Below are 16,221 nucleotides of genomic sequence, written 5' to 3'. Positions count from 1 at the left end.
ATGAGACTGATATACTTATTTAGTGTTTTTCTCTGTTTTGTTTCTTGCGCAAGCAATGAAAAACATACGTACGAAGTTGAAAATCAAAGTGTAGAATTACTTCAGCATCAAAAAACTTATGTGGCTGGAGATAAAATTGATTTGTCATTTGAAACTGAATCGACTAACGAGATTTATTTGCTCATCTCGAACGCCTTTGGCAATTCGGTGTTGACACCGATAAAGGATAAAAACAAATTACATTTTGCGATTCCAAAAAACTTTAGCCGAAAAACCGGACCTTGCCATTGGATTTTAGTAGCAAATGGAGAACAACTTTTAAAAGATTCGTTTAGAATAGAACCGAAAACAAGTGCTCGGGCGACACTGGAAACCTATTTTGGGCCACGAAGTATTACAGCCGGAATTCAGGACTATTCAATGCTCGTAAATGTCACTACGGACCCTTTTGACAATGTCTATCCTGAAGGAACAGAAGTGATTTTCAAATCACAATTTTTAAATTCAATTTCAGAATATACAGTTCCTTCAAAAGACTTAATTTCATGGAAAAATATTTATTCTACCACGAAGTCAGGTAGGATTTTAGTTAATACTTCTTTCAAGAACATTACATCTAAAGAATTGACAACAATTGTCTTTCCTACTTTGGGGGAAGCCTTCGAAATTGAGACGGATCGCAATCACGCATTTGCCGACGGCAATCAAATTATGGTATTGCGTAGTGGTATCATTCAAGACAAGTATAATAATATAGTCGGTGATGGTACAATGGTAAATTTCATAATCAAAAATTCAAAAGGAGCCATTTTAAAGTCTATGGCACCTACAATTAATGGAATCGCGAAAGCATCAATATTACATCCTTCCGAAAAAGAGGAATGGCAGATAGATGCCTATATAACCGGCGCTGCAAAAAGCAATTCGCTAAGCATTAATTTTGATACAGCGATTACCGACTATCCTTATGAATTCTCAGAAAACAATAGACTAATTACTGTTGGGCCTTTGGTGAGCTTTATGGATCAATTAGTGCCTGACGGTATTTTGATTCAGTTGGAAATTTTTTCTGAAACTGGTCAGTACTTAGAAACCAAAAAAGTAAGTTCAATCAAAGGTTTGGGAAAAATAGAGCTTCCGAAGGAATTTTATCCAGATGGTTCATATCGTTTTATTTGTAAGGCAGCAGGTATTATCAAAGAGTTTGAAGTGACGTTCGATGAAGAATAAATTAACTAAAAATATCTATCGTGTACTCTTGGTGGCTTCTTTTCTTGCCATCAATGGTTTAATAATTGCCGGAATAAGTGCAGTTCTATCTTATTTGAATACTGGTGCGGACAAAGCTTCGATTTTGCATCTCGAAGAACCCATGGAAAAAGTGTATGCTCCCAAAGTTGTTTGGGGGAATCTGGATAATCCTGGAAGACCCATGGAAAAACAAACTTTGCAGGAAATTGAAAGAGATTATCTCAATGCCTGGCACGTTCGTAATATTGCTTTAAAGGATAACGATGTATATGGAATATCTGATTTTTATACGGATAGTGCGCGAATTCGAATATTCGAACATATAGACCTAAATATCAAAAACAAAATCTTTTTTAAGGAAACTACCTTGAGTCATTACCCTGAATTGGACTTCTATAGCGAAGATGGTACACTGGTTGTTTTCACTGATAAAAATGTTGAACGATATCAAGAAACTTATAACAAAGATTCACTATTACTTCATAAAAAAGACACCACCAATTATCAAATAATGATGTTGCTCGAAGATGGCTTTTGGAGAATTCGACATCTTCAGGAACTTGAGATAGAACAAAATGGTATACAAAATAAAGAGAGAAATCTTGATTCGGTTTTAGCTAGTATTACAAAGGTAAAAGGCCTTAATTATTATCCAAAGAATACACCATGGGACACTTTCGGGAAAAAATTCAATGAATCCATTATCAATAAAGATTTTGAAATCATAAAAGGAATGGGGTTAAATACAATTCGGGTATTTGTTCAGTACGATGACTTTGGCAAGGCAGATGTCCCGTCAGAAAAACTAAAGCGTCTTAAAAGCCTACTAGATTTAGCAGAGAATAATGATTTAAAGGCAATGGTTACTCTTTTTGATTTTTACGGTGATTACGATATTACCAATTGGACTCTTACCCAAAGACATGCGGAAACGATTGTCAACAGTCTAAAAGACCATCCTGCCTTATTGGGATGGGATGTGAAAAATGAACCAGATTTAGATTTTGATAGTAGAGGGAAAAACCGGGTACTTTCATGGCTCAAGGAAATGACAACCAAAATGAAGCAATGGGACCCAAATCATCATGTTACCATAGGTTGGTCAAGTCCTGAAGCGGCAATTCATTTAGCTGAAGAGGTAGACTTCGTTTCGTATCACTATTATCGCGAACCAGAGCACTTTTTGGAGGCCCACAACACCTTAAAATCAGTGGTTAAGAACAAACAAATAGTTTTGCAGGAATACGGTTACTCCTCATATGATGGTTTTTGGAATTTATATCTAGGTAGCGAAGAAGAGCAAGTTGACTACTATAAAACTATGCAGAAACAGTTGGCAGAAAATAATGTGCCTTTTCTATTTTGGACTCTTTATGATTTTGAAGAGGTACCAAATGCCGTTGCTGGAAGTCTACCTTGGCGTACTAGAAAACAACATTACTTTGGTTGTTTTGATTATAAAGGAAGTAAAAAGAAAGTATTTGATGTGCTTAATCAAAGTCCATAAATTGGCCGTACTACAATAAAGTAAAGGACGAAAAAAACACTTTGAACTGCTCAATATTAAGAACATACCCTAGAAATTTCATCAATCATTAGTTCAATAAATAAAGGGAGACAATTAACCAAACTGCCTCCCTTCAACCTAACCTAAAAAAACTACTACACTATTTCTTTTAATTCTTCGACAGTCAAATCCAACTCCATACCTGTAGATTTAGAGAAATGAATGGCCTTGAAATAATCCACGTACATTTTGGTTATATCTGACATCGGCAATGAACATGCTGCTTTATAATTTGTCATTCCTAAATGAATTCGATACGAATCATGCTGTAAAATATTTTGCAATGCAACAGCTAGAGAAGCAGAACATTCGGGGTTGAAAAATTCACCTTTATACCCCTCTTCCTTTACTAAAATACTTAGGTCCCCCAAATCGGGCAAAGCGACTGCCTTTCCATAACTTCCAGCTTGGTGCAATACTCCTGAACTTCCTGTCGTAGAGGTATATGGAAAAACTACAACAGCACTTTTGCCAAAAATTATGGGAACATCTTCCTCTGCTACATAACCCGTAAATTGCAACTGCTCTACATGGCGATATTTTTCTTTTACGGATTCTAGATACCCTGGAGTATTCGGGCTATCTGTTCCCGCTATGACAATTTTGATATTCTCATTTGTTCTTGCACGAATCAATTCCACTGCCTCTATCAATATTTCGACTTTTTTATAGGTTCCAAATTTTCCAAAAGCCATAACTTGTTTCGGCCCATCCCCCAAGCGATAATCCGGTTCTGGTGGGGTTTCAAAAGCACCATGAGGAATGAGCGCTACGTTTCTTGACCTATATTTCTTTTCTAGAATGGTTTTATACTTACTAATTGTAACTGCTAGTACATCAGAAGTCAACACAAATTTTGTCAATGTGCTACCTATTAAATTATAAGCACGCTGTAACCATTTGTTTGAGGTTATTCCGGCATTATCCAAATCAACTTGTTCCATAATGTTATGCAAAAGCGAAATAGTGGGGATACCTTTCATTTTGCAAATCAAAGGCAGCGTTAAGCCCAATGCAGCAGGAATCTTTTTGTCCCCAAATTTTAAAAATTGAAGATTGAAGAGTATTGCATCTGGTTTGGTTTTGGAAATGACCCTGTTGATTTTAAAAATGTTTGCGTAATTATTGAAATTCCAACATTCTTGAACTGTAATTTTACAACCATCTTCTTCAAAAGATAAATCTTTTTCGCCTTCCGTTTTATCTGTAATCAAAATGATTTCTGTTACTTCTTTTTGAAGCCTAAAGTGTTTTACCAAATGGTATCCGTATTCGGTGAGGGTAACTTTACTTGGTGGAAATGCGGTTACAATTGCTAGTCTCATAGGTTAAATTTTAATTTCAAGTCAGGTTGACTATTTGATACAAATATCCCCCAAAAAGCCCTATTTTATTGATATTTTACGGTGGATAAAGAATTACTGTAGTCGAATGGGAGATAGCTTAAGACCAACTAATCAAATACCTTTTTTTGAGATATTTATTGAATCTGCGACATCGCCATCCTTAAAAAACAGAAAACCCGGGAACCAAAAAAGTTTCCGGGTTTTTACTACTCCTAAATATCATAAATAGGGTTAGGCTTTCATATTCTTCTGAGCGAAATAGATTAGTTGAGCAATCAATAAAGTTACCATGGCAATGATTTGAACTTGAACTACAATAGCCAAATTAGCATGGAAAAACATTATTAATACGATTTGCGATATACCCAAAAGACCAGATACAATTACCGGAGTATACTCATCCAACGATAAAAAATAATAGGCAAAGATGTTGGACACAGCAAACAGGGAAGTAGCAAGTGCATACTGCCATAATAGCGTTGCCATCGTTAAATAAGCTTTTCCAAACATTATTTCTATAATTAGTTCTGGAAATATTGCACAAGCCACAACAATCGTAAATGACAATACAGCAATATAACTCACATATTTAAAAAGTACAGGGGCAGTTGCCTCTCCATTTTTCTTTTTTTCAACTACAGTTGGCAGCAACAACATTACGAACATCCATGCTACAAAATAGACCACTCTACCAATTAGGGCTAAAGAGGCATATAATCCTGCGTCCATGGCATCAAAATAATGTTTCACTAACAACACATCACTATTGTTGATTATGATCTGAGTAAATTCGTAACAAGCCGTTAATACCATAAATCGTACGACCTGTTTTTTCTTTGAAGCTTCAAGGGATATTTTCCTGAATATTTTTTTTCCATCGAACTTAGACGGAATCAAACCAAAAACAAAAGACAACGCAATACCCAGGGCAACTAAAAAAGAGGGCGAAACAGGAACAAACCATAGTAGCACTAATGTTAATAACAACCGGCTCCACATTTCTGTTTGATACGTAGTTGATAGTTTCGTAAAGTCTTGATGACCTTGATATTTACCACGGTTGACCGACATGAAAAAGTACAGTGGAACGGCAGCAGCAAAGGTTTTAAATAACAAGGCTGATTCTGTCTGAAACACATCTTTTAGAGTTCCAGCGAAGGAAAAAAGTAAAATTCCGACCAACATTCCAAATCCCAAAGCATACTTATACATCAGTTGTTGAAAGGCATCCCAATCGGTACCTGAAAAGAGAACAGCGAATTTTGCTGTTGCCAATTGAAAGGTCATTCCCAAAAAGGACAATACCAATAGTAATGTTACTAAAAGTGCTGCTTCCGCAAATACTTCTGGCCCCAATAACCTCCCTAATAACAAGTTGTATAGGTAGTTACCTCCGTTTACCAGAAGTACACTACCCATGAACAACTTCTCAGGGGAAATCTTTGTTAGAAAAATCCTAAATGCGGTCATCACTAAAAATAAATGAGGTCTTTGTTTTATTAAGTACCCCTAAAATATTGGAATTACTTAATCCGACTATCGATAAAATACTATTATCGCGCATGGCGCTGTGATACATTTCTCGGAGCATATGAGCCGCAGTAACATCTAATTTTTTTACTCTTTCTAAATTCAATATTACTGGGTTTGTGTTGCTCAGATACGTTTGCATATGCCGAGCTAAGATGTTGACATTAGCACTATTCAGTTCTCCAAAAACGGAAAACATTCCTCTGGTTTCTGTTATTTGTAAAGCCATAACTATTGATTTTATAGGTTAAGTTTTTGTTTCATTTACAAGGTAAATATCTAGTGATTACCTTTCAAAATAGTTGAATTTGGGTTGGATTACGACTTACCGTAGTTCAATGGGGGTTTTCTTTCTTTATTCATTATTCAATACCTCTTCAATTATTACCTCATCCTCCATTTTCTTTTTTTCGATTTCAAATCGAAAACCATTAGACTTAGAAATTTGAATAGCACTGAAGTAATCGATATATTTTTTGGTGATTTCTGACATTGGCAAAGAACATGCGGCTTTGTAATTAGCCTTTCCTAACGATATGCGATATTGATCATCAGTCAATATCTTTTGTATTGCATTTGCTAAAGATTCAACATTAGAGGCTTCAAAAAATTCTCCGATGTATCCTTCTTCTTTTACCAGTATACTCAAATCACCTAAATCTGGTAAAGCGACGGCATTCCCATAACTACCGGCTTGGTGCAGAACTCCAGAACTACCAGTGGTAGATGTATATGGAAAAACACTAACAGCACTTTCGGAAAATATTTGGGGCACATCCTCTTCGGCAACATAACCTGTAAATCGAATTTGAGGAACATGTTTGTACTTTTCTTTGACAGCTTCTAGATATCCTGGCGTATTTGGACTATCAGTACCAGCGATTACAATTTCAATATTTTCTTGGGTACGATTTCGTATGATTTCAACAGCCTCTATTAAAATCTCTACTTTTTTGTAGGTGCCAAATTTACCAAAAGCCATAACTTGTTTGGGTCCCTCAGGTAGCTCATAAGTCGGTTCAGGTGGTGTTTCGAAAGAACCATGTGGAATGAGTGCAATATTTCGAGCATTGTACTTTTCCTCTAAAATATCAACGTACTTACTTATGGTAACGGCCAAGACATCAGAACTTAAAACAAAACGAGTTAAGCTTGTACCTATGAAGTTATAGGCCGTTTGAAGCAGTTTATTTTTGGTAAAACCTGCATTTTCTAAATCTACTTGTTCCAAAATATTATGCAACAATGAAATCGTGGGAATCCTTCTAAATCGGCAATAGGCCGGCAGGATGAGTCCTAAGGCAGCCGGAATTTTCTTGTCCCCGAATTTTAAGAATTGGAGGTTAAAAAGTACAGCATCTGGTTTTATCGATGAAATTGTTTTTGCTACTTTGAAAAAACTGGTATAGCTGTTGAATGACCAACATTCTTTTACAATAATTCTGCAACCATTCTCCTCAAAATCGAGATCTTTGGGTTTGTTGGTATAATCCGAGAGTATATATAATTCAGTTATTTCTTTGTGAAGTCTAAAGTGTTTTACCAAATAATATCCATATTCGGTCAAGGTTACCTTACTGGGCGGGTACGCCGTTACAATAGCTAATTTCATATTAACCTTATTTTAAGTTTAAATCGTTTGTAAAAATGTATTATTTGTAGGCGATGGCGATTTTGGCCAGTTGACCAACAATTTTTATGGAGTCTTTCATTGATAGCTTAGAACCATCTGCATGAATCCATCTTTTCAAGGGTTGTTCACAAATAAATTTCTTAACCTCTTGTTTGCCGTAGTGTTTGCGCATTCTCATAAACAGCTCAACATCAAAGAGCCATTTGGTAATAAATGGTTTTGTAAATAACATTTTAACTATATCCCTTTTCATAATCTTAGCACCACATTGTGTATCGTTAAAAGGCATTTTAAGTATTGTCCTGATAATTAGATTAATCGTCATACTTATTATTTTCCTGGCGGATTCTTTGGTTATATCTGCTCCCATTCTACTCATTCTTGAACCACTGACAATTTTGTATTCAGAATTCTCCAAGGTTTGGACCAAATCATCAAAATCCCTGAAATCCGTCGATAAATCTGCATCTAAAAAACCAATGTAATCTAACTGTGAGTCTTTCTCCAAGTGTAGAATGCCCTGTCTTACCGCCTCAGCCTTACCGCCATTTTGCACGCAATCATAAATACTTATATTTTCTTCATTTCCAGATTTTAGTTCTTCTAAAACCTCCAAGGTATTATCGGTGCTTCCATCATTTACAAAACATAGATGATATCCCAAATTCCGGTGTGCAAAGTCCTTGAATTCAGTACTAGATAGCCTTTCCGCTTCATTGTAACAGGGAATGACCACCCCAACACAGTGCTTTTGGAGCATTCTTGCCTCAGGGTTATTTTGGATAGTGTTTGTTTCAGGACTACCAATCAGTCTTTTAATTCTGGCTACCATCTCATTTAAACTCACAGGTTTCTTCATGTAATCATCAACTCCTAGTTCAAAACCCTCCATGATGACATCCTCATTGGTATTTCCTGACATTACCAAAATGGGAGTTTGTCGCTTCTCTATACTTTTGATTTTTTTAACCACATCTATGCCATTCATATTGGGCATATTGATATCTACTAAAACCAAATCTGGTTGAAAGGTTTTGAATAACGCTATTCCTTCTTCACCCGTGCTTGCCGTTCGTACTTCATATCCCATCTCTTGTAGCTTTTTCTCCACAGATAGTAGAATTAACGTCTGATCATCAATCGTAAGAATTTTCATAAAATATTTTTTGGTTAAAAAATTGGTTTTCAATAGGACTTACACAATTTCCAAATTAAAAATTGTGTGTTTTTTCCTATACCTAACATTTTTTAAACTTACATATTGTTCAACTGCTAAGGTCTTCGACCAAATCACCAATATTTTAACATTCTTGTTAAAGGCTTTATTTTAAGGACATTTCTTTTTCAATATTGACTTTTTTTTTAATGCACTATCGACCAATAACCAATTTCTGTAGGTAGACCCCTGATATTCATACGATTGAATATTTGAAAGCCACCCTTAACTTTATATCCGAATAAAACACCAATAAATCTTACATAAAGGCGTTCTATACTTGTCTTATTTTACTTTCAAATAATGAAAAAACTATTTAATCTACTTGTCATCATATTTAGCACCTCATATGTTTTTGGGCAAAGTGATATGCAAAAGGGGTTTGATTTTTTGGAAAAAGGTGAATTTGCAGCTGCCAAAACCTTCTTTAAAAACACTTTAAAAGAAGAGCCTTTGAATAAAACCGCACAAATCTGCTATGGAAGGGCAGTCGGCTTAAGCGGTGAACCTCAAAAAGCAACAGCCATATTCGCAGGACTACTTCAGACCTACCCCAATGATTTTGAAATCGCCATAAACTATAATGAGTCCTTTCTCTGGAATAAGCAATATGAAGTCGCAAAACCCTTGTATGCCAAGATGGTCATCGATTACCCGAACAAGTTTGGAGCAATTTTAGGTTATGCCAACACTCTTAGTAATTTAAAAGAGTATCAGGAAGCCCTAAGATGGTTGGAAAAAGCGCTTCAACTTCAACCTGAAAATCCAAGTGCACTCGTTTCCAGAAAGTTTATGCGATTGGGATATGCAAATCAATATGTAAATAATCAAGATTATAGTACAGGGAAGGCTTTACTCAAAAAAATCTTTAATGACTTTCCCAAGGATAAAGATGCTTTATTGAACTTGGCCAATATACATTTGATTACCAAACAAACCGATAGCGCCAAAACCGTATATGCCAGATACGCTACTACACCGATTGATTCTATTACTGCTTTGAACGGTATCAGTTTGGCGGAGCATATTGCGGAAAATGATAAACAAGCTTTGAACATAGCCTCAGCCGCCATTAGCAAAGTACATCGTTTTGAGGATTACGAACTGACAGAACGCACCTATGATAGATTCGTGCAAGCCTTGATTTGGAATCGAAAGTTCAGAAAGGCCAAAACACAAATCGATAGTTTAGAAACTGTCTATCCCAAACGCAACTGGATTCATGCTCTCAGAGCCACCTTGGGACTTTACACTGGAGACACCAAAGTCAGCGTAAAAGAATATGAGGCTATCCTGACAAAAGATAGTACATCCTTTGACGGCAATCTAGGAAAGGCCAACGCACTTTTTGCTTCCGACAGAATTATACCCGCCTATAGGGCAGCTTTTAAAACTTTGTCCATTTATAAGAACCAAAAAGATGCCAAGGGTTTTATCGAAAAATTAGATGTAATGTATACCCCCAGTATAGAGGAACATGCAGCCTATACTTTTGACAATGGGGATAATATAGCATTCTACACAAACACTACTGCAGATATTGCTTTGTCTACCAAGTTTCGAACTACAGTTTCGTATTTCTATAGAAATACGGAAAACACTGTTACAGGAAATCAAGCCAGTTCCCATGTGGTATTGGCAGGGTTACAATTCAAGTTACTACCTAAAACTACTTTAAAAACGGTGGTGGGTTTGAACAATTCCCGGTTTATGACTGAAGCTTATACACAACCTGTATTGGACGTCAAGCTGAATCTACAACCCTTAAAACTGCAAAATTTGGCTTTGGGTTATCAACGTGAGGTACAGAATTTTAATGCAGATCTTATTGAACGTGAAATTGTACAAAACCATTACGGACTCAATTATAATTTAGGTACCAACTTCAATTTAGGGTGGTACACGCAATTAATGTACACTCAGCAAAGTGATGCCAATACGAGAAACCTTTTGTTTACCTCTTTGTACTATACCCTAAGTCAAAAGCCGGCTTTAAAAATGGGAGTTAATTATCAGTACATCTCCTTTCAAGACCAAGTACCTACCATATACTTTAGTCCAGCCGAATACCAAGCTGTAGAACTATTCGCCGATATACGCGGTAAGTTTTCGGAAAAAACCAGTTATATCGCGAGTGCGGCAACCGGATACCAACGAGTAGAAAGCGACCCCAATACGCCTATATTTCGAGCGGAGGGGGCCTTACAACATCAGTTCTCTAAACGATTGAGTACAAACTTGTATGGTAAATACAGTAACATTGCCTCTGCCACGGCAGCAGGTTTTGAGTTCACAGAGATAGGCTTAAAGTTGAAATGGTTGTTCATGAAAAGACCTTTGTTTTCAGTGCAATGAAAATAAGGTAACGGTTTAATAGGTTAGTATTGATTGGTTTCTATTTAGGAACTCTTCAATTATACAATGACATTTAGTTCTCACAATTAATTCCTGCCTCGGTAACTCCTGGTATGATTTCGAATCGTCATACCTTTAGCTCCATAATTATGCCTGTATTTCTTGCTATTATTCTTTTGGGTTGATAATTATTTTAGTCCATCACAATTACACTGTAACTAAAACGAGATAGATTTTTTAAACTTTACCCATTCTTTATATTTCAATCATGAACAGAAGCTAAGGTAAAATAATCGTTTGCCGTAAATAAAAAAGAACAACCTAACAAATATGTAAGATTGTTCTTTGCTGTAGGCACTCCCCCGTCCCAAATTTAAAAGGAAGTGCATGGGGTATGAGCCCATATATAATTAGAAATCAGCTCAAGTCAAATGTGTACTTGTACAACCATTGTTTTAAAAACCTTTGGTCTAAAGTACAAAGACACAACAAGCGCCTTATTTGGCGCTTGTTATCATATAAGAAAGACTATTATAGTAAACCGGCTATGGCGAAAGCCACTCCAACGACGGTAGTACTGATGACAGTTTTAAGTCCGGTTACTAAAATCTTCAAAGTTGAAACAAGAATAAACGTTTTCATAATATTTAGATTTAAGGTTAAACATCTATTTATACCTCAAATATAATATGGTTTGCAATCCTATTTGATTGAGAAAAGGTCGGTAAACATTTTCTGTAGACGAGTGGCATTAAACTAGGGAAGAAGGTTTTACAAAAGATTCAATCTACGCATTAACTCGGGTCGATTGGAACGACTGATGGGAATAACGTTCTTTTCAATAAGCACGCTATTATCCTCTATATCGATAATTTTAGTAAAATTGATGATATAAGAACGATGAATCTGTAAAAACAACTTTTCAGGAAGTTTCTCCTTAATCTTCTTTAAGGTAGTATGTACGCGATAGTCTTCCTTCTCAGTTTTTATGACTATATAATCACCTTTAGCCTCAACGACCATTATTTCATTCAGCTTTAATTTAATAAGTCGTCTATCAATGTTGATGTACAAATCTTCATTTGCCCCTGACGAAGAAACCTCACCCGTCTTAGTTCTAGGCCGTTGGGTTAATGAGTTTTTAATTTTTTGTAGACATTTTTCAAAACGTTCAGATGTTATGGGCTTTACCAAATAATCTACAATTGCCTCGTATTCGTAAGCCGCTATTGCGAATTCGGTATCAGAAGTAGTCATGACAATTTTTGGTGGATTCTTTAGTGTTTGCACAAAATCTACACCACTGAAGCCAGGCATATGAATATCTAGGAAAACAACATCGATTTCTTGCTGGTTTAAAAATTTAATGGCGTCAATGGCATTGTCAAATTCTTCGATAACATCCAAATCTGGTACATTAGAACAGAGTTGACTTACAATTGCCCTGGCAGTGGCTTCATCGTCAATAATGATACAATTCATTTTATAAGGTGTTTAGATAATCTTTTATTTGATTTAAAATTGTTCGTAAATTATCGTCTCTATCTGTATTGCCAGCTCTAAGCTCTTCTTCGTATACCACTGCAAGCTTATAGGCATTTGACAAACTTAAGATATTAAATTTATGCTTGAGTTTATGCACAATTTCGGCTGCCATCTGAAAATCGTTTTTCTCAATATGGTCATGATAAGCCTCTCTTTCCAAGGGAAATTCCTCCTTAAGAATAGTAATAAACTTTTGTTCAAACGCTGCATCATCACCAGAAAGTTCTTTAATATATTTTAGATTTGGATATTCTTGCATATTATTTTTTTATAGTGAAATGAAAAGTTGTTCCTTGACCTACCTCACTTTCTAACCAAATTTGTCCTTGATATAAGTCGATTATTTTCTTCACAATGGAAAGCCCAATTCCAGTAGAGCGTTCATCATGGCCGATAGATTGAAATATTTTGAAAATCTTCTCATGATATTCTTTGGGTATTCCAACACCATTATCTTTGATACTAAACTCCCAATGCGAATTATTTTCGATAGAACTTATTTCTACAAGCCCTTCTTGACGTTCAATATTTACAACAGCATTACTTAACAGGTTCTGAAAAAGTTGTTGAATCTTAGTCTTATCTACTTTAATTTTTGGTAACTGATTCATCATGACAATGTTCACGTGATCCGGAACATAAATTATTTCCCGTATTTCATTGATTACTTCGTTTAAATCTACCAATGAATTGTCTAAAGTGGCGTCGGTAATACTTGAATACTTGAGGATGCCATCAATTAAGCGGTCCATGCCTTCTATTTTTTCTTGAATTTGCTGCAAGTTAAATTTTCCATTTTCATCCAATTTATCATGATAGTCCTCTAGAAGCCAACTAGATAAAGCACTAATGCTTCTTAAAGGTGATTTAAGGTCATGAGAGACAATATGGGCATATTCCTTTAAACCGTCATTGCTTTTTTCAAGGTCTTTAAGAAGTTTCTCTTTCTGAATTTCCAAAAGTTTTTGATTTGTAATATCCAAATGGATTCCTATAGACCCAACTACACTTTTTGTATGGTCATATCTCGGAGCTCCACTTATCAACCAGTGCAAAACCTCCCCTTTTTTATTTAGTACCTCGACTTCATAAGAATCAGACTCACCCGACATTCGCAAATCTCTTTTTGCGTCTATGATAGTTTTGTCTTTAAGCTTTAAAATATCAGAGGCTTTTTTTCCAACCAATTCTTCCTCTTCAAAACCACTCATTTTACAAAAACTATGATTCACCAGTTGAATTATGTCATGGTTATCAACCTCTATAAGACCTAAGTTCATATTAGCGATTATACTGCTATATTTTTCCCTCTCCGTTTTTAGTCTTTCTTCTGCTTCCCGTTCTTTGGTTATATCCTCGATTAAAGCAACTTGATACTCAACCTTACCTTTTTCGTCCTTAACTGAACTTACAAGGGTTTTAGCAAGTAGAAAACCTCCTGCTTTCTTATAATATCTTTTAATAATCGAAAACTTATCCACTTCCCCATTATTCATCTTACGAATTAAATTTTGGGAATCATCTGTATCTTCAGGAGCAGAGATATCTTTTACATGCAATTGTTTCAATTCCGCTTCGGTGTAACCTAATAGATGAGCAAAAGTGGCATTGGTTTTAACAATTTTTCCCTCATCAGTAAGTACGATACCTAATGGGGAATTTTCAACAATAATATCCAATTGCTTTTTCTGTTCAGAAAGCAATTGTTTTATTTCCATTTCATGGGTAATATCGCGCACAATACCTTGGGCCGCTATAGGTTTTCTTTCAGTGTTGTAAATAAGACTACTATTTATCAAAATCCATTTGACACTATTGTCTTTGGTAAATATTTTGGCGCGGTAATTCTTGAGAGTACCTACTTCGATAAGTGATTTAAATGATTGGGCTGTGTAGGCTATGAAATCCGGGTGCACAATTTTGGCTAAATTTAGGCTTTCACGTGAATGATCATATCCCAGAAATTCCTTTGCCGAGGTATTCATATTGATGACATTAAACTTCAGGTCCATCACCACATATGGGTCAATAATGTTGATGAATACACCATCAAGCTCAGATGTCTTCTCACTTAACAGGTTTTCCAATTTACTGTTGGTTTCCTGTAAATGATGAGTCACATCATAAAGTTCTTTCGACTTCTCCTCTAAAATATGCTCCGCCTGTTGGCGGGCTTTTTTTTGCCTTTCAAGCGCTTTCTTTAGAAGTAATACCTCTTTACTATCCATTTTGGACAACATCAAATTTTACTTCCGTACCATCTTCCTTGAGTAATTCATAGGTGATATCTGCTTTACCGTTGAAATGTTCAAAAGACTTCTCCATTAAACCATGGGCCAGCCTGTAAAGACCTCTAGATGAAGAATATATCATAGAGATAGAGGTCTCCGTTTTTTCCAAAATTTTAAAGGTGGGTAACTCAGCATCAGGGTACAATTTTTTTACATGTACATGTATATGATCTTCGATGGAGTATAATAGTGATATTGGAGACTGATAACTCTGTATTACTTCGGGATGAGCTTTTCCCAAACTGGTAAAAAGGTACAACCCAAATGTATAGATTAAGTCTCCTGCAGGTACTTTCACTTCTTCACTAAGGCCGGTAATTAGACTTACCATCTCATTGAAATCGTAGGTGCCGACCGAAGTATAAATGCCTTCCGAAGCTAAATTGGAACTCTCAATGATGTTATCAACTGTTTCCAATCCAAACTTGGATTCCACCATCTCTAAAAACTCTGTAAAAACTATTCCTTTCATTGGTATTTGATTTACATTAAAAGTAGGAAAATCAATACTCTAAAAAGAAAAAATGTTGTGAAATGCGATTTTTTGTTAGCCTTTCACCAGTTCGTTGACTTCCCAATAAGCAAGGACCTTTGAAAGCTTATCTTGGTAATCCTCATACTTCAAGGGTTTTATAATATAGCCCGCGATTCCAACTTTGTAGCATTCAAGTAAATCTACCCTATTTTCAGATGTTGTGAGAATAACTGTAGGCAAGTATTTCAATACATCATCCTCTTTTAAAATTTTTAAAAACTCAATACCACTCATTCTGGGCATATTTAAATCCAACAAAATTATATCAGGAATTTGCGCAACAGACCGCAGTATTTCTAAGGCTTGTTCTCCATTCTTTGCCTCAGTAATCTTATGATTCAACGCTAATTTAGCAACTGTACGTTGAAGTTTCATTATTTCTATATTATCGTCTTCAATAAGCAATATATTCATCAGGCTGATAATTTAATTTGTGTTAGACAAAACTCGGCAATTCTCTACTTATAACAAGAAGAATGCTGTTCAGTGTAAATTAAGTGTCGATGAACGAAAGAAAAGTGTCGGTGAGTAAATTATAAGGTACGATATTTTTCATGCAATAAGAATCGTCCGAAATTGTACTACAAAAGAACATGAAAAACGATATTTCTATTTACGCTTTCTTAATGCTATTTCAAGCGAAGAGCGAACGGGCTTATCTTTACTTTCAATTAAGGTATAAGAGAAATGATAACCTTCTTTGAAAACAATTATTTTATATATATTTTCCTCACAATTGACATCCAAATCAAAAGCTCCGTTCTCGTCTGAACAAGTCTCAAAAACTTTTTTATTTTTTAGACAAAATATGGTCACTTTAGCATTCTCTACTGGCAAACCGGAGTCAGAGTCGAAAATAATACCGTCAAGCATTTGGTTAAATGGTTTTCTTTTAAAAATTGGGGACCTAATTTAAGCTCTCAAACAAATCAAGCAAAAGGGACTTTCTATG

General features: G+C 35.5%; 14 protein-coding genes. 3 read left to right on the top strand and 11 right to left on the bottom strand.

The window, feature by feature from the left end; all coding sequences use genetic code 11:
• Window positions 1-1,230: a hypothetical protein gene (locus tag FEE95_RS09175; RefSeq protein ID WP_138657648.1), complete on the top strand. Its 1,230-nt coding sequence runs from the start codon at window positions 1-3 to the stop codon at window positions 1,228-1,230.
• Entirely contained in the window at window positions 1,220-2,758 is a 1,539-nt protein-coding gene (locus tag FEE95_RS09170; RefSeq protein ID WP_138657647.1) for a glycoside hydrolase family 2 TIM barrel-domain containing protein, read from the top strand. Before FEE95_RS09175 ends, FEE95_RS09170 begins: the two co-directional genes overlap by 11 nt.
• Before the next feature lie 155 nt (window positions 2,759-2,913).
• On the opposite strand, the gene FEE95_RS09165 is transcribed toward FEE95_RS09170, so the two are convergent.
• From FEE95_RS09165 to FEE95_RS09145, 5 genes are all read right to left on the bottom strand, one after another.
• A complete protein-coding gene (locus FEE95_RS09165) occupies window positions 2,914-4,143 on the bottom strand; it encodes a glycosyltransferase (protein WP_138657646.1) in 1,230 nt (409 codons plus the stop codon).
• A gap of 252 nt (window positions 4,144-4,395) precedes the next feature.
• Window positions 4,396-5,583 (bottom strand): oligosaccharide flippase family protein, encoded by a 1,188-nt coding sequence (locus tag FEE95_RS09160; protein ID WP_138657645.1) that lies wholly within the window; start codon window positions 5,581-5,583, stop codon window positions 4,396-4,398.
• A 37-nt stretch (window positions 5,584-5,620) separates the two neighbouring features.
• Complete coding sequence (locus FEE95_RS09155; protein WP_138657644.1) at window positions 5,621-5,923, bottom strand: STAS domain-containing protein; 303 nt, start codon at window positions 5,921-5,923, stop codon at window positions 5,621-5,623.
• Window positions 5,924-6,049: 126 nt separating this feature from the next.
• A complete protein-coding gene (locus tag FEE95_RS09150; RefSeq protein ID WP_138657643.1) occupies window positions 6,050-7,306 on the bottom strand; it encodes a glycosyltransferase in 1,257 nt (418 codons plus the stop codon).
• Window positions 7,307-7,346: 40 nt separating this feature from the next.
• Window positions 7,347-8,483, bottom strand: coding sequence for a response regulator (locus FEE95_RS09145; protein WP_138657642.1), 1,137 nt, complete (start codon window positions 8,481-8,483; stop codon window positions 7,347-7,349).
• A gap of 363 nt (window positions 8,484-8,846) precedes the next feature.
• Here FEE95_RS09145 and FEE95_RS09140 point away from each other — a divergent pair, with 363 nt between their 5' ends.
• A complete protein-coding gene (locus FEE95_RS09140; protein ID WP_138657641.1) occupies window positions 8,847-10,898 on the top strand; it encodes a tetratricopeptide repeat protein in 2,052 nt (683 codons plus the stop codon).
• 771 nt (window positions 10,899-11,669) lie between these two features.
• Here FEE95_RS09140 and FEE95_RS09135 read toward each other — a convergent pair.
• From FEE95_RS09135 to FEE95_RS09110, 6 genes are all read right to left on the bottom strand, one after another.
• Entirely contained in the window at window positions 11,670-12,380 is a 711-nt protein-coding gene (locus FEE95_RS09135) for a LytR/AlgR family response regulator transcription factor (RefSeq protein ID WP_138657640.1), read from the bottom strand.
• Window position 12,381: 1 nt separating this feature from the next.
• Window positions 12,382-12,702, bottom strand: a complete 321-nt coding sequence (locus tag FEE95_RS09130) for an Hpt domain-containing protein (protein WP_138657639.1) — start codon at window positions 12,700-12,702, stop codon at window positions 12,382-12,384.
• 1 nt (window position 12,703) lies between these two features.
• A complete protein-coding gene (locus FEE95_RS09125) occupies window positions 12,704-14,671 on the bottom strand; it encodes a PAS domain-containing sensor histidine kinase (protein ID WP_138657638.1) in 1,968 nt (655 codons plus the stop codon).
• Window positions 14,664-15,206 carry a heme NO-binding domain-containing protein gene (locus FEE95_RS09120; RefSeq protein ID WP_138657637.1) on the bottom strand — a complete coding sequence of 181 codons (543 nt, stop codon included), beginning with the start codon at window positions 15,204-15,206 and terminating at the stop codon, window positions 14,664-14,666. The genes FEE95_RS09125 and FEE95_RS09120 overlap by 8 nt, the downstream gene beginning before the upstream one ends.
• A gap of 75 nt (window positions 15,207-15,281) precedes the next feature.
• Window positions 15,282-15,683, bottom strand: coding sequence for a response regulator (locus FEE95_RS09115; protein ID WP_138657636.1), 402 nt, complete (start codon window positions 15,681-15,683; stop codon window positions 15,282-15,284).
• A gap of 195 nt (window positions 15,684-15,878) precedes the next feature.
• Window positions 15,879-16,142 (bottom strand): carboxypeptidase-like regulatory domain-containing protein, encoded by a 264-nt coding sequence (locus FEE95_RS09110; RefSeq protein ID WP_138657635.1) that lies wholly within the window; start codon window positions 16,140-16,142, stop codon window positions 15,879-15,881.
• Window positions 16,143-16,221 lie beyond the last annotated feature (79 nt).

The organism is Maribacter algarum (ex Zhang et al. 2020) (assembly GCF_005885635.1).
GTDB lineage: Bacteria > Bacteroidota > Bacteroidia > Flavobacteriales > Flavobacteriaceae > Maribacter_C > Maribacter_C algarum.
Note: the sequence above shows the minus strand (reverse complement) of the source record. Positions and strands in the feature narration are given on the sequence as shown.

What these genes read in the sequence shown, in the direction of transcription:
- FEE95_RS09175 (WP_138657648.1), top strand. Translation starts at nt 1, where the DNA reads ATGAGACTGATATACTTATTTAGTGTTTTTCTCTGTTTTGTTTCTTGC.
- FEE95_RS09170 (WP_138657647.1), top strand. Translation starts at nt 1,220, where the DNA reads ATGAAGAATAAATTAACTAAAAATATCTATCGTGTACTCTTGGTGGCT.
- FEE95_RS09165 (WP_138657646.1), bottom strand. Translation starts at nt 4,143, where the DNA reads ATGAGACTAGCAATTGTAACCGCATTTCCACCAAGTAAAGTTACCCTC.
- FEE95_RS09160 (WP_138657645.1), bottom strand. Translation starts at nt 5,583, where the DNA reads ATGGGTAGTGTACTTCTGGTAAACGGAGGTAACTACCTATACAACTTG.
- FEE95_RS09155 (WP_138657644.1), bottom strand. Translation starts at nt 5,923, where the DNA reads ATGGCTTTACAAATAACAGAAACCAGAGGAATGTTTTCCGTTTTTGGA.
- FEE95_RS09150 (WP_138657643.1), bottom strand. Translation starts at nt 7,306, where the DNA reads ATGAAATTAGCTATTGTAACGGCGTACCCGCCCAGTAAGGTAACCTTG.
- FEE95_RS09145 (WP_138657642.1), bottom strand. Translation starts at nt 8,483, where the DNA reads ATGAAAATTCTTACGATTGATGATCAGACGTTAATTCTACTATCTGTG.
- FEE95_RS09140 (WP_138657641.1), top strand. Translation starts at nt 8,847, where the DNA reads ATGAAAAAACTATTTAATCTACTTGTCATCATATTTAGCACCTCATAT.
- FEE95_RS09135 (WP_138657640.1), bottom strand. Translation starts at nt 12,380, where the DNA reads ATGAATTGTATCATTATTGACGATGAAGCCACTGCCAGGGCAATTGTA.
- FEE95_RS09130 (WP_138657639.1), bottom strand. Translation starts at nt 12,702, where the DNA reads ATGCAAGAATATCCAAATCTAAAATATATTAAAGAACTTTCTGGTGAT.
- FEE95_RS09125 (WP_138657638.1), bottom strand. Translation starts at nt 14,671, where the DNA reads ATGGATAGTAAAGAGGTATTACTTCTAAAGAAAGCGCTTGAAAGGCAA.
- FEE95_RS09120 (WP_138657637.1), bottom strand. Translation starts at nt 15,206, where the DNA reads ATGAAAGGAATAGTTTTTACAGAGTTTTTAGAGATGGTGGAATCCAAG.
- FEE95_RS09115 (WP_138657636.1), bottom strand. Translation starts at nt 15,683, where the DNA reads ATGAATATATTGCTTATTGAAGACGATAATATAGAAATAATGAAACTT.
- FEE95_RS09110 (WP_138657635.1), bottom strand. Translation starts at nt 16,142, where the DNA reads ATGCTTGACGGTATTATTTTCGACTCTGACTCCGGTTTGCCAGTAGAG.